The sequence below is a fragment of the Candidatus Edwardsbacteria bacterium genome (assembly GCA_018821925.1).
In the GTDB taxonomy this organism is placed as follows: Bacteria; Edwardsbacteria; AC1; order AC1; family EtOH8; genus UBA2226.
In genome coordinates, this window is record JAHJLF010000064.1 from 1 (window position 1) to 13,116 (window position 13,116).

Sequence of the window (13,116 nt, forward strand, 5' to 3'; positions counted from 1 at the left end):
GCGGTGCACGGGGCCGGCATGCCGGATCTGACCAAGATCAAGCCGGTCTCCATTCCCATCTACCAATCCTCGGAATTCGTCTTCGACTCGGCCGAGCACGGCGCGGCGGTGATGTCCGGCCAGGAGCCGGGCTTTGTCTACACCCGGCTGGGCAATCCCACCAGCCAGGATTTCGAAAAACGGATGGCCCTGCTGGAGGGCACCGATGAGGGTATCTCCTTCGCCTCGGGGCTGGCGGCCATCGCCGCGGTGATGCTGACCTATTGCCGCCCCGGCGACAATATCATCTCCTCGGCCCCCATCTATGGGGGAACCTTCGGGCTTTTCAAGGACCTGCTGCCCAAGATGAACATCGAGATCATCTACCTGCCGGCCAACGACATTCACAATCTGCTGTCCGCCAAGGTCAATGCCAAGACCAAAATGATATATATCGAAACCCCGGCCAATCCCACCCTGGACGTGGTGGACATCGCCGAGACGGTCAAGGCCGCCAAAAAGCATAACCTGAGGGTGGTCATCGACAACACATTTGCCACCCCCTGCCTGCAGAGGCCGATGGAGATGGGGGTGGATATCGTCCTGCATTCGGCCACCAAATATATCTGCGGACACGGTGACACCATGGGCGGCGTAGTAGTTGGCCCCAAGGCCGAGATCGATCAGATCCGGCCCATGGCCTTCAAAAACCTGGGCGGATCAATCGCCCCCCTCACCGCCTGGCTGATGTCCCGCGGTCTGCAGACCCTGCCCCTGCGGGTGGAGCGGCATTCTATCAATGCTATGATAATAGCAAAGTTTTTGGAGAAGCACCCCAAGGTATTGCGCACCTGCTATCCGGGTCTGGAATCCTGCCCGGCCCACGCCGTGGCCAAAAAGCAGATGACCGGCGGCTACGGCGGAGTGCTGGCCATCGACCTGAAAGGCGGGCGCGAGGCCGGCCGCAAATTCCAGAACAACCTCAAGCTGTGCAAGCTGGCGGTCAGCCTGGGCAGCGTGGACACCCTGGTGACCCATCCGGCATCCACCACCCATCTGGCCTATTCCGAGGAGGACCTGGCCTCGGTGGGCATGACCGCCGGTTTCGTCAGGATCGCGGTGGGCATCGAGGATTCGGAGGACATAATGGCCGACCTGGACCAGGCGCTGTCTCATATCTGAAGAATAGCAAATGGTCATCGAGTTGGCCGGGGTCTCGATACACCCCGCCTTTGGCGAGACACTCGACCACCGGCCAGTATCGAGATGATCATTTGCCAAGTGCGCCTGTAGCTCAGCTGGATAGAGCATCGGACTTCGAATCCGCCGGCCGCCTGTTCGAATCGGGCCAGGCGCACCATTTACGTTTAGGTTTTTGCCATCTCCAAAATCATTAAGGTTTAAAAAGTATGGGACAGACCACAGCCAGAAGCCTGCTTTGCATTAAAACTTTTCTGAAAGAAAAATATCCGGAAGTTGATCACGCGAAAGTTTTAAAGCGGCTCAGCGAAGCGGATCAGGCAAGTTTTAAAGCCCTGACCGAAGACCATTGGGTTCCGTACGATCTGTATTTCAATCTGCTGACCGCCGGGGCCGCCGAAGCGTCCTGTGAGGTGCATCAGTTCTGCCAGGAATTCGGCGCTTTTCAGGTTAAGCACGACACGGAATTCATCTACAAAATGGCAATAAAGTTCGGCGGGCCGGGGCTGATGGTGATGGAGGCCAACCAGATCTGGAAGAGATACCATGATACCGGGCGGTTCTATGTCTTTGATATATTGGCTAAGAGCGCCAAGGCCAGGATCGAGAATATCGAGGGCGGCGGGCCGATGCTATGTTCGGTGGTTTTGGGCTTCATCAGAGCCGGGCTGGAGCTGTCAGGGGCAAAGGATTTCAGTGTGGAGCATAACCGCTGCCGGAACAGAGGCGATGCCCTATGCGAATATATCACCCAGTGGTCCTAAACACCTCAGAGGTCAGAAAAACGCCAGGCCGGGGCAGATCAAAGTCAAATAGCCGATCAAATTCTAAATTTCGTTTTCTCTTGACTAAAATCTTATAATAAGGTAAAATTAACACTTAAATAACAGTATCAACATGTTTTATAACACATTGTATCGTATGGATATATAAATTGTTGAAGATATTGGCTCGCAAGCGATTAAAAACTTGCGGGCTATTTTTAAAATAAAATCTATAACCTAAGGATAAAACCTTTGCTCACAAACCATTAAACGGAGGAACAGATGAAGAAGGACCTTCTCTCGGTAGCGGACTTGAATAAAAAAGAGATGGACGATCTTTTTGCGCTGGCGATAAAAATCAAGAAACCAACCAAGGCCGGCAGATCACCCAAGCTGTTGGCCGACAAGACCATGGCCATGATCTTCGAAAAACCCTCCCTGCGTACCCGGGTCACTTTCGAGACCGGCATGACCCAGCTGGGCGGGCATGGAATATTTTTGGAAATGTCCCTGGGCAAGCGGGAATCAACCCCGGACATCGCCCGCAATATCAACCGCTGGGTGGACCTGATAATGGCCCGCACCTTCGCCCACAAGAGTATCGTGGAGATAGCCGAGAACACCGATATCCCGGTGATCAACGCCCTGTCGGATCTGGAGCATCCCTGCCAGGTATTGGCCGATTTTTTGACCATATTGGAGCACAAGAAGAAATTCAAGGGCCTGAAGCTGGCCTATATCGGCGACGGCAACAACGTCTGTAATTCGCTGCTGTTGGCCGCCGCCACCCTGGGCGTCAACATGACGGTGGGCTGCCCGCAGGGCTACGAGCCGGAACGTGGCATCTGGGAGAAGGCCCAGGAGCTGGCCGCCAAGACCAAGACCACCCTGCAGATCGTGCGTGATCCGCGGGAGGCGGCCCGCAACGCCGACGTCATCTACACCGATGTCTGGGCTTCGATGGGCCAGGAGTCGGACAAGGATCTGAAGGCCAGGGTGTTCGCCCCCTATCAGGTCAACAAGCATATCATTGACGCCGCCAAGAAGGATTCCATCTTCCTGCACTGCCTGCCGGCCCATCGCGATGATGAGGTCACCAGCGAGGTGCTGGACGGCCCGCACTCCCAGGTGCTGGATCAGGCCGAGAACCGGCTGCATATCCAGAAGGCGATAATGGTCACCCTGGTTAAAAACAATGCCCGGAGGCCTAAGGCCAAAAAGAAGAAATAAAAAAATAGTGCCACCCCGAGTGTTCGCGGTGGCACTAATAACAACTATCCATAAGGAGACGATCATGGGCTTTTTCGGAGGAATCGGAATCCTGTTCTACGGCCTGTTCATGCTGCTGGTGCTGGGATTGGGGATAGTGTGGTTCTATTTCAGCCTGCGCTTTTTCAGACAGGCCACCGAGTATTACCAGTCGGAGCTTAACGACCGTGCCAAAAAATACGAGCAGATGAGCGAGCTGCTGGCCAAGTTCGACCAGCTGGTGGATGTGCTCAAGGTAAAATAGCTACCATAAAGAATTTAGAATATTGAAGATAGAATTCGGCTTAGGGTGCCGGTCAAGTCGTCTCGCGATGACGGTTTCCTGAATATTCTACATTCAAGATTCCATATTCTATTTTCATCTTTTATCATTACATTCAGTTGATATGAACTTCTACAAAATGTCCGGCAGCGGCAACGATTTCGTCCTGCTGGATAACCGGGACGGGCAATTGCCCTCCGATCTCTCTCCGCTGGTCCAAAGATTATGCCATCGCCGCAACGGCATTGGGGCTGACGGGGTACTGATCATCGAAAAGTCGGCCCAGGCCGATTTCCGGATGCGCTATCTCAATGCCGACGGCGGGGAGGTGGCTTTCTGCGGCAACGGCGGCCGGTGCATCGCCTGGTTCGCCCATTCCATCGGGGCGGCGGGCAAGTCCATGACCTTTCAGGCCGGGGACGGCCTGCATAAGGCCGAGGTCAACGGCCAGCTGGTCAAACTGCAGATGCGGGAGCCGCGTGACTTTGACCTGCGGTTTCTGTTGGATCTGGACGACAGGGGATATTCGGCCTCATTTGCCGATACCGGGGTGCCTCATGTGGTGATCCCGGTGGCCGAACTGAACGATTTCCCGGTGGTGGAGGTGGGCCGCAAGATCAGGCATCATGATAAATTCCAACCGGCCGGGGCCAACGCCAATTTCGTCGAGATCGCCGACCGCCATCATTTGAAGATCCGGACTTACGAGCGGGGGGTGGAGGACGAGACCCTGGCCTGCGGCACCGGCGCCACCGCGGCGGCGGTGGTGGCGGCCCGGCTGGGAATGGCCGAATCCCCGGTTGAATGCCTGACCCGGGGCGGGGAGATACTCACCATTCACTTCAAGCTGGACGGGGAAGCGGTCAGCGACGTCTTCCTGGAGGGCTCTGTGCAGTTGGTCTTCCAGGGGGAATGGTCTGAATGATTCAACTCAACCCCAACCCCTTCTCTTGACAAGAGAAGGGGATAAAGGGGATGAGTTCAGTCCTCATTCAACCTGTCGGACAATCAGATTTCTCAGAGCCTGCACTTAGGTTGGTAATTATATCGCTCCCGAAGTGGTGACAGAACGGTTGTCATCCCGAGGGCCTGCCCTGAAATAGACATTCTTTTTGCTTTTGAAGGGGAACATCAAGGCAACACAGGTTGAGGGATGACTTATTCACCCATTCGGCTTGCCGGGCGGAATGTTTGGCTCAGGGTGACATGGTTGATGTCATTGCGAGGAGACAGTAAGCGCAGCCAGACGAAGCAATCCTGGCTATAGATAGATTGCTTCATCGGTTCAATATCAAGCCGGCTCGCAATGACTGTTAAGACAATCGGATTTGAAACTTTTTTATTATGGAGGATATATGACCAAATGGCTTAAGGGCGAGGGGCTGACCTTTGACGATGTCCTGCTGGTTCCCCAGAGATCCGAGGTGCTGCCCACGGAGGTGGAGATCGGCACCAGGTTCTCCCGGCACATAAAGCTGAACATCCCGCTGGTGTCGGCGGCCATGGACACCGTTACCGAGCACCGCCTGGCGGTGGCCCTGGCCCGGGAGGGCGGCATGGGGGTGATCCACAAAAATCTTACCATTGAGGAGCAAGCCTCCGAGGTGGACCGGGTCAAACGTTCCGAGAGCGGGATGGTGTCCAACCCCATCTCCCTTTCCCCGGAGCATCTGCTGATCGACGCCCTGGCCCTGATGAGAAAATTCTCCATCTCGGGCATACCCATCACCGACCCCAACGGCCATCTGGTGGGCATCATCACCAACCGCGATATGGTCTTCGAGAAGGACCATACCAAAAAGGTCGGCGCGGTGATGACCAAAGAGAACCTGATCACCGCCCCGGTGGGGACCACTTTGGACGAGGCCAGCCAGATCCTCCATAGGCACCGGATAGAAAAACTGCCCATCGTCGATAAAAAGGGGATGTTGAAGGGTCTGTTCACCGTCAAGGACGTGATGAAAAAGGAGAAGCACCCCAACGCCTGCAAGGACAGCCAGGGCCGCCTGAGGGTGGCCGCCGCCATAGGAGTGTCCGGTGATTACTTGGAGAGGGCCGAGGCCCTGGTGGCCGCCGGGGTCGATGCTTTGGTGATAGACACCGCCCACGGGCATTCCATCGGGGTGATCGGCGCGGTCAAAAAGGTCAAGGCCAAGTTTCCCAAGGTGGACGTGGTGGCCGGCAACGTGGCCACCGCCGAGGCCACCCGTGATCTGATCCGGGCCGGGGTGGACGCCGTCAAGATAGGGATCGGGCCGGGCTCCATCTGCACCACCCGGGTGATAGCCGGGGTGGGCGTTCCCCAGCTGACCGCGGTGATGGAGGCCAAATCGGTGGCCCTGAAGCACAAGATACCGATCATCGCCGACGGAGGAATAAAATACTCCGGCGACATCGTCAAGGCGCTGGCGGCCGGGGCCGACTGCATCATGATCGGGAACATCTTCGCCGGCACCGAGGAGAGCCCGGGCGAGACCATCCTGCTGCAGGGCCGCAGCTACAAGGTCTACCGCGGGATGGGATCTTTGGGCGCCATGCGCAAGGGCAGCGCCGACCGGTATTTTCAGGAGAAGAACACCGAGGAGAAGAAGTTCGTGCCCGAGGGCATAGAGGGCCGGATACCCTACAAGGGGCCGCTGGCCGATACTGTTTACCAGTTGATCGGCGGTTTGAAGAGCGGGATGGGGTACTGCGGCGCGGCCAATTTGAAGGCTCTCCAGCAGAAGGCCACCTTTGTGAGGATAACCAACGCCGGCCTGAAGGAAAGCCATGTGCATGACGTGGTCATCACTAAAGAGGCTCCGAATTACGAGGTGGAGCGGGGGTAGGCCCCTTGCTTGCTTGGTTGTTTGTTTGAGGGGGAATGATAAAGGTCGGGCGATGGTTTACAGTTTTATGGGCAGTCAATATCGTCAAGATTGGTTGCAATCTCGCCAAAATTGATAAGAAAATAGACAAGTATGCAAGCAAAAATGGTAAAAATGGCAGCAAAAATAATGGAATTTGTTGTTTTATATAATTGTAAAACAGCCTAAATTAATGATGAGGGAACAATGCCAGAATTAAACTTTTGGAACAATGATGCTGAAATCCAATTTTTCAATGATGCTCTACAATCATTTTCGACACCAGAACAATTGTTTTACAATTTGGCTAATGGTTTCTTTGCGTATGTTCCGAAGGGCTCGGATGCCGAAGGACAAACATTGCAAAGTAGAAATTCTCTGATTGGCCATTTCACTGAAAAATGGTGTAGAGATTTCCTTTCACCATTAGCGACTGAGATGGGTTTATTTGCTGTCAACGGAGTTGAATGTGAAGAATTGGGTCTTACAAAAAAGTCAAGAGCAGATTTGGCTTTTTGCACTACTGAAAGCAACACTCAAATAGCCTCAAATATAAAAGTTATATTTGAAATCAAAATGAGTGTTGTTTCTAACTATCAATATGCTAGACGAACAAATGTAGTATCGTTCCTGGGTGATTATAAAAGCCACCAAGGAAATCCAGCCTTATTGCGTTCGGATTCTATGTTGAAGGCTATAGGAAAATCAATTAACATAAGAGTCTCAGGGCTATCATCAACTAAAATACCTATCGTTATTTTAGGTAATAGCCCCATAACTGTGAGTTATTCTCATAAGGTTGATTTTCTGAAAAAAGCCGGTGTTATACAAGGATTTTTATCACTAAATCCACGACCGACAGAGGGAAACGATTTTATAGTAAGCACAACCGGCTTGGGCTTTCAGACGATAAGCGATATAACTGTTTTAAAAACAATTATTAGGCAACTTGTCAATACCAATATGAATTATTTTTCTTCTATGTTGCCCAAGAATGAATTGGGTAACATAATATCTATCGCAGCACAAGAAAGAACAGACATTGCTAAAGCTGAAAAATTCTTACTACTGATAAGAGCATGAAAAAAGTAAAAGGTACGGAAACTAGTGCCTTTGGCACGAGTGGAAGAATCAATCACGATTCGTCCAAATTCTACAATTCAAAAATGTATGAAAATCTTAATGACAAAAAGATTGATGACATTGTGGATCGTGAATTTCCAAAGGAATATGAGAATAGCATTATTTTAGGCAATTCTGAGAACATGAAGGAATTACCCAACAATTCTGTTCATTTGATGATCACCTCTCCGCCCTACAATGCCTCAAAAGAATACGACCAAGATTTGACGCTAAAAGAATATCTATCACTTCTAAAAAATGTATTTACCGATACCTACAGGGTTTTAGTTAACGGAGGCAGGGCATGTGTTAACGTGGCTAATCTGGGGCGTAAGCCGTATATACCTTTATCTCATTATGTTTCTAAAATAATGATGGACATTGGTTATAGCATGCGTGGTGAAATAATATGGAATAAGGGTTCTAGCGCCAGCCCATCAACTGCTTGGGGTAGCTGGTTATCTGCGGCAAACCCAATATTGCGTGATGTACACGAATACATATTGGTATTTTCCAAAGGTTCATACAACCGTTTAAAAGAACATAGAGAAAACACCATAACAAAAGAACAATTTATGGAATGTACGTTCTCTGTTTGGAATATGAATGCCGTTTCTGCTCGGAGCATTGGCCATCCCGCGCCATTTCCGTTAGAATTGCCAGATAGACTAATTAAGTTATATTCTTTTAAAGATGATATTATATTAGATCCATTTGTGGGCAGCGGGCAAACAGCCATTGCAGCTTTGAAAAATGAAAGAAAATATGTCGGCTATGACATAAGCAAGGAATATATAAAATTGGCTGAAAGTAGAATAGATAAATATAAAAATCAGATCACGATGAATTTTGACAAAAAAGTTAAAGTACAAACCAAAAAAGAAACAAAAGTTGCTATGGTTAATACCCGCCATAAATCTCAAACAATTATTATAAAATAAATCATGATCAACCTAATCATCTGCGGGGCGGGCGGCAGGATGGCGACCTAACCCGAGCAAGTAATATTATTGGAGCAGGAAATATAATGAATAAATTTATCCTTTCAATCACCGGTTTGTTGCTGCTGGTTTTCGGCTGCAGCAAGGAAACCCCCACCAGCGCAGAGGACCCCTCCTTTGTCGAGACCTACCATTCGGACTACGAGATCATCCCGGTGGAATACGATTTTACCGTTTTTACCCCTCCGGTCCAGATAGACGACACCTCCGGCGCGGCCACACCCAGCGGGATATTCAAAGCCCGGGCCCAGGCCATCCTGGACAATCTGGACACCACCAAATACGAGCACTACTCCGGCCGGGTCATGGACGAGGCCTCCGGCACCTACATCTACGATTGCTCCGGCATGGTGGGTGATTTTGTCATCCGGCAGGCGCTGTACGACCATTACCAGGACCTGGCGCTGTTCGCCAATGCCTTCCATACCTTCGATCCCCGCCCCCGGGCCTGGGGGTTCTACGATTATTTCCGGGATATTTTGGGCAACGACGCCAGCGGACAAGCCAACCCGGTGGGACAGAACAAATACTGGAAGGTGTTCATCTCGGCGGATTCCATCAAAAAGGGCGACATCATCGTGGTAAAATACGACCAGGATTGGCGGAAACAATACCAGGACAAGGAGAACAAGGACGCCAGCACCGGTCATGTGATGGTGGCCTGGAGCCAGCCGATCATCATCGGCAGCGAAGCCACCATCAAAATACTGGATTGCGGCAGCAGCGGCCATTACTACGACACCCGGGACAGCGTCAACACCGCCAGCCTGGACGGCAGCGGGATAGGGGTGGGCTGGATGAGATACGGCCTTTCGACCAACGGCCGGAACCGCCCGTATAAATATCACTGGAAACTGGGGGGCCACTGGTACGGCCTGTGGACCGGGAGCTACGATTTTTACAACCGCCTGGAGGGGATCCTGATCGCCCGGCCTATCTGATGTGGAAATATCCAGCCCCTAAAAAAGAAGTGATATGAAGAAAAGGATCTTCGCCCCGGGCTGCGGCCTGATGCTTTACAAGCCGGAATTGGCCGACAAACTGCATGCCATCCTGAATGAAAACCTGGGCCGAATGGATCGACTGGACATCTGCTGTCACCATGATCCCCAATTTACCGAAGATACCGAGGTGATAAACATCTGCCCCGGCTGCGACAAGCGGTTCCGGAACGATTATAAGAATTCATCCACCATCTCCCTGTGGGAGATCCTGGCCGAAAGCGATTTCTTTGATTTCCCGGATCACAATGGCCGGCGGATGTCCATCCTTGACGCCTGTCCCACCCGGGACCAGGAGCAGGTGCACCAGGCCGTCCGGACCCTGCTTGAAAAGATGAATATTGAAGTGGCGGAGCCGGCCCACACCCGGACCAAAAGCACCTGCTGTGGCGACAGCTTTTACGGGGCCATTCCGGTGGAGCAGTTAAAAGAGCAGATGACCAAACGGGCCTCGGAGATGCCGGCCGAGGAGGTGGCCGTATATTGCATATCCTGCATAAAATCGATGCATATCGGCGGCAAGAAGCCGCAGTACCTGATAGACCTGCTGTTTGCCGTGGAGACGGTCCCCCAGACCTACGAGCCCGATGCCTGGCACAAGGAGCTGGACGATTACATCGCCCGGCATTGAAAAGATCAGATCAACTTTACTCAAAGAAAACAGGATATGATAAACCTAATTATCTGCGGGGCGGGCCGGCGCAAACCCGCATCATCGGCGGTACTGCAGCAAGACCGAAAAACATTATGACGATAAAAAAACAGGCCTGGATTCAAATAGCAGTTTACTTTGTTATCGCTACGGCTTTATCCGGAGTATTTAGATTTGGATTATTCGGCTGGTACAATAATATGTCATTGCCATTTGGCTTGACGTTTTTAGTAAAAACATTGCTTGAGGGAATTGGTCCAATTGCCGGTGCGCTTGTAATATTGACGATAGTTAATAAAAAAAGCAGTATTACTCTTTTAGGCACTCAGCCCAAGAAAAGCTTAATAATGGCAATTGTTCCAGTATTATTATTTACTTTTTTTGGCGCAAATAATGACCTAAACTTAAATAGACACTACTATGGTTTTATCATCGGGATAGCGACAGTTATATATGGAATATTCGAAGAATATGGTTGGCGGGGTTTTTTGCATAATGAATTAATCGAGTTAAAGCGATTACATAAGTCATTGATCATCGGCGTTATCTGGTATGTTTGGCACTTATCATTTATTTCCCAAAGCACGACTTTATTAAATGAATTGATATTTTTTGGAATAATTGTTTTTGGCAGTTGGGGAATTGGAGTAATTGCCGAAAAAACCAAATCAATAATTGCCTGCGCTTGTTTTCATATCCTTGGCAATATCTTGTTTTTATCTCCACAAATCGCGACAACAATGAATAATCAAGCGCGTTACATAATCTTCGGAATCTGCTTGATTGCCTGGATTTACATTGTAAACATATGGCACAAGAAGTCTGCAGATATTTCCACCGGCGCCTTGCCGAAAACCGGAGCATGCCTGCATGACGCCAAATGATTAACCTTTAGAGAGCAAATATGATCAATCTAATCATCTGCGGGGCGGGCGGCAGGAATTTCGAGGAGTATTCCATTACCACCCCAGTGGAAATTAGCGGGAGTATGGAGATATCAAAATGAAGCCGTTTATTCCACACATATTGCCTCTTAAGAATATAAATTGGGCGTCCTATGTTGAACTGATTGGAAAAGCAAACCTGGAACTTGGCAACCTGGGGGGGACTTTAAAAGGAATAGTTAACCCCGCCGTTCTCTTATCTCCACTTACCCTTAGAGAAGCAGTGCTTTCTTCAAAAATAGAGGGAACCCAAGCTACACTTCAAGATGTTTTATTTTATGAAGCTTCTCCCGATGAAAATAATCCAAAGCGCACTGAAATTCAAGAAATTGTAAATTATCGGAAAACACTGGCCGCTGCAGTATCAGGGATTAAAGAAAAACCGATGCATTTAAATATGCTGAAAATACTGCATGATATTTTGATGGATTCGGTTCGCGGCCAAAATATGCAACCAGGGGAGTTTCGCCGGGATCAGAACTGGATAGGCAAACCCGGTTGTACAATTGATCAGGCCTATTTTGTTCCTCCCGATCCGGCAACCATGATTATAGCTCTTGATAACTGGGAGAAGTACTGGCACTTTCAGGACAGGGATTTTCTTGTTCAACTGGCGATAATCCATGCACAATTCGAAATCATCCATCCATTCCGCGATGGAAATGGAAGAATTGGCCGAGTGTTGATTCCGATTTTCTTGACCGATAAAGGACTGCTTGATGAACCGGTCTTTTATTTAAGTGAATATATGGAAGCGCACCGTGAAGAATATTACGGTGGGCTGAGGAGCATATCCGATACAGGTGACTGGGATAATTGGTTTCGTTTCTTTTTGTCCGCTGTTGGACATCAGGCAGTTGCCATCCGGCATAAAGCCGAAAAGATCATTATTCTGTACGAATCCATGAAGCGTGAAGTCTACGATATCGGCTCCACTTATGCGATACCGGCGTTAGATACCATTTTTACCATGCCGATTTTTTCCAGTCCAGAATTTGAACGGTATTCAAGCATACCCAAAGCTAGTGCCAATCGGCTGCTGAAACAGTTAAAGGATAAGGGAGTTATCACCATTCTTCAGGAAGGCCATGGCCGAAGGCCTAACACATTCATATTTAATAAGTTAATAACCATTACTGAGTCGCCCCTTGAAATGTAAACATAAGACACTAATATGCTTGTGTCTCAATATATGATAAAAGTGAGACGCTAAATTCTTTTCATCTCAAACGTACGACACAATAAAAGGTTTAAATGAAAAGCAAGACTTAACCAGCAACATTAGCATTCACAGTAACTTGTATAAACTTTAATTAAAAGATAATATAATGTTAAACCTAATCATCTGCGGGGCGGGCGGCAGGATGGGCCAGGCCCTGATAGAAGCCTGCCATGAAAATCCGGATCTCACCATAGCCGGTCTGGTGGAAAGCCCGGGCCATTCGACGATCGGGCGCAAGACAGGGGACACTCTGCCGGAAGTGATTGACGATCTGGGAAAGATAATCGACCAAGGCGACGTGGTGATAGATTTCACCTCGGCCGAATCCTCGCTGAAGAACGCTCGAATTGCTGCCAAGCATATCAAGCCCCTGGTCATCGGCGCCACCGGGATCAATGCCGAGCAGATGAAGGAACTGCAGGAACTCTCGAAAAAGATTCCCCTGCTGGTATCATCCAACATGTCCATCGGGGTCAACCTGCTTTACGATATAATCTCCCGGGCGGCCAAAACCATTCCCGGCAACTACGACGTGGAGATCATCGAGACCCATCATAAAAACAAAAAGGACGCCCCCAGCGGCACCGCCAAAAAACTGCTGTCCGAGATAACCACGGTGCGGGGCGGGAACCCGGTCTATGAGCGGGAGAGTTCCAGCAAACCCCGGGGCAATGATGACATCGGGGTGGTTTCCATCCGGGCCGGGGACATCGTGGGCGAGCATACGGTGGTCTTTGCCGGGCCGGGCGAGCGGCTGGAGTTCACCCACCGGGCCCACAGCCGACGGGTGTTCGCCGAGGGGGCTCTGATGGCTGCCAAATTTCTGGCCCAGGCCAAGCCAAGGATGTACGACA

General features: G+C 50.3%; 13 protein-coding genes and 1 tRNA gene. All 14 read left to right on the top strand.

The annotated features are described in order from the left end of the window. Nucleotides 1-1,161, top strand: a 1,161-nt coding sequence (locus KJ869_07615; protein MBU1577058.1) for an aminotransferase class I/II-fold pyridoxal phosphate-dependent enzyme, incomplete at its 5' end; no start/stop codon positions are given. A 101-nt stretch (nucleotides 1,162-1,262) separates the two neighbouring features. Then, a tRNA-Arg gene (locus tag KJ869_07620) sits at nucleotides 1,263-1,339 on the top strand. A gap of 49 nt (nucleotides 1,340-1,388) precedes the next feature. After that, on the top strand, nucleotides 1,389-1,943 hold the full coding sequence (locus tag KJ869_07625) for a hypothetical protein (GenBank protein MBU1577059.1): 555 nt from the start codon (nucleotides 1,389-1,391) through the stop codon (nucleotides 1,941-1,943). A gap of 282 nt (nucleotides 1,944-2,225) precedes the next feature. Further along, nucleotides 2,226-3,173 (top strand): ornithine carbamoyltransferase, encoded by a 948-nt coding sequence (gene argF, locus KJ869_07630; GenBank protein MBU1577060.1) that lies wholly within the window; start codon nucleotides 2,226-2,228, stop codon nucleotides 3,171-3,173. 64 nt (nucleotides 3,174-3,237) lie between these two features. After that, a complete protein-coding gene (locus tag KJ869_07635; GenBank protein ID MBU1577061.1) occupies nucleotides 3,238-3,456 on the top strand; it encodes a hypothetical protein in 219 nt (72 codons plus the stop codon). A 142-nt stretch (nucleotides 3,457-3,598) separates the two neighbouring features. Further along, on the top strand, nucleotides 3,599-4,399 hold the full coding sequence (gene dapF / locus KJ869_07640; GenBank protein ID MBU1577062.1) for a diaminopimelate epimerase: 801 nt from the start codon (nucleotides 3,599-3,601) through the stop codon (nucleotides 4,397-4,399). 430 nt (nucleotides 4,400-4,829) lie between these two features. Beyond that, complete coding sequence (guaB, locus tag KJ869_07645; protein ID MBU1577063.1) at nucleotides 4,830-6,302, top strand: IMP dehydrogenase; 1,473 nt, start codon at nucleotides 4,830-4,832, stop codon at nucleotides 6,300-6,302. A gap of 225 nt (nucleotides 6,303-6,527) precedes the next feature. Next, a complete protein-coding gene (locus KJ869_07650; GenBank protein MBU1577064.1) occupies nucleotides 6,528-7,403 on the top strand; it encodes a hypothetical protein in 876 nt (291 codons plus the stop codon). After that, nucleotides 7,400-8,383, top strand: coding sequence for a site-specific DNA-methyltransferase (locus KJ869_07655; protein MBU1577065.1), 984 nt, complete (start codon nucleotides 7,400-7,402; stop codon nucleotides 8,381-8,383). Before KJ869_07650 ends, KJ869_07655 begins: the two co-directional genes overlap by 4 nt. 86 nt (nucleotides 8,384-8,469) lie before the next feature. Continuing rightward, complete coding sequence (locus tag KJ869_07660) at nucleotides 8,470-9,384, top strand: hypothetical protein (protein ID MBU1577066.1); 915 nt, start codon at nucleotides 8,470-8,472, stop codon at nucleotides 9,382-9,384. A gap of 34 nt (nucleotides 9,385-9,418) precedes the next feature. Next, complete coding sequence (locus KJ869_07665; protein ID MBU1577067.1) at nucleotides 9,419-10,075, top strand: (Fe-S)-binding protein; 657 nt, start codon at nucleotides 9,419-9,421, stop codon at nucleotides 10,073-10,075. Continuing rightward, complete coding sequence (locus KJ869_07670; protein ID MBU1577068.1) at nucleotides 10,072-10,980, top strand: CPBP family intramembrane metalloprotease; 909 nt, start codon at nucleotides 10,072-10,074, stop codon at nucleotides 10,978-10,980. The genes KJ869_07665 and KJ869_07670 overlap by 4 nt, the downstream gene beginning before the upstream one ends. Nucleotides 10,981-11,098: 118 nt before the next feature. Continuing rightward, complete coding sequence (locus KJ869_07675; protein MBU1577069.1) at nucleotides 11,099-12,199, top strand: Fic family protein; 1,101 nt, start codon at nucleotides 11,099-11,101, stop codon at nucleotides 12,197-12,199. 169 nt (nucleotides 12,200-12,368) lie between these two features. Then, on the top strand, nucleotides 12,369-13,116 hold a 748-nt coding region (gene dapB, locus KJ869_07680; protein ID MBU1577070.1), incomplete at its 3' end, for a 4-hydroxy-tetrahydrodipicolinate reductase.

Excerpts from the sequence above, each read along its gene's own strand:
- KJ869_07625 (MBU1577059.1), top strand. The coding sequence starts at position 1,389 with ATGGGACAGACCACAGCCAGAAGCCTGCTTTGCATTAAAACTTTTCTG.
- argF (MBU1577060.1), top strand. The coding sequence starts at position 2,226 with ATGAAGAAGGACCTTCTCTCGGTAGCGGACTTGAATAAAAAAGAGATG.
- KJ869_07635 (MBU1577061.1), top strand. The coding sequence starts at position 3,238 with ATGGGCTTTTTCGGAGGAATCGGAATCCTGTTCTACGGCCTGTTCATG.
- dapF (MBU1577062.1), top strand. The coding sequence starts at position 3,599 with ATGAACTTCTACAAAATGTCCGGCAGCGGCAACGATTTCGTCCTGCTG.
- guaB (MBU1577063.1), top strand. The coding sequence starts at position 4,830 with ATGACCAAATGGCTTAAGGGCGAGGGGCTGACCTTTGACGATGTCCTG.
- KJ869_07650 (MBU1577064.1), top strand. The coding sequence starts at position 6,528 with ATGCCAGAATTAAACTTTTGGAACAATGATGCTGAAATCCAATTTTTC.
- KJ869_07655 (MBU1577065.1), top strand. The coding sequence starts at position 7,400 with ATGAAAAAAGTAAAAGGTACGGAAACTAGTGCCTTTGGCACGAGTGGA.
- KJ869_07660 (MBU1577066.1), top strand. The coding sequence starts at position 8,470 with ATGAATAAATTTATCCTTTCAATCACCGGTTTGTTGCTGCTGGTTTTC.
- KJ869_07665 (MBU1577067.1), top strand. The coding sequence starts at position 9,419 with ATGAAGAAAAGGATCTTCGCCCCGGGCTGCGGCCTGATGCTTTACAAG.
- KJ869_07675 (MBU1577069.1), top strand. The coding sequence starts at position 11,099 with ATGAAGCCGTTTATTCCACACATATTGCCTCTTAAGAATATAAATTGG.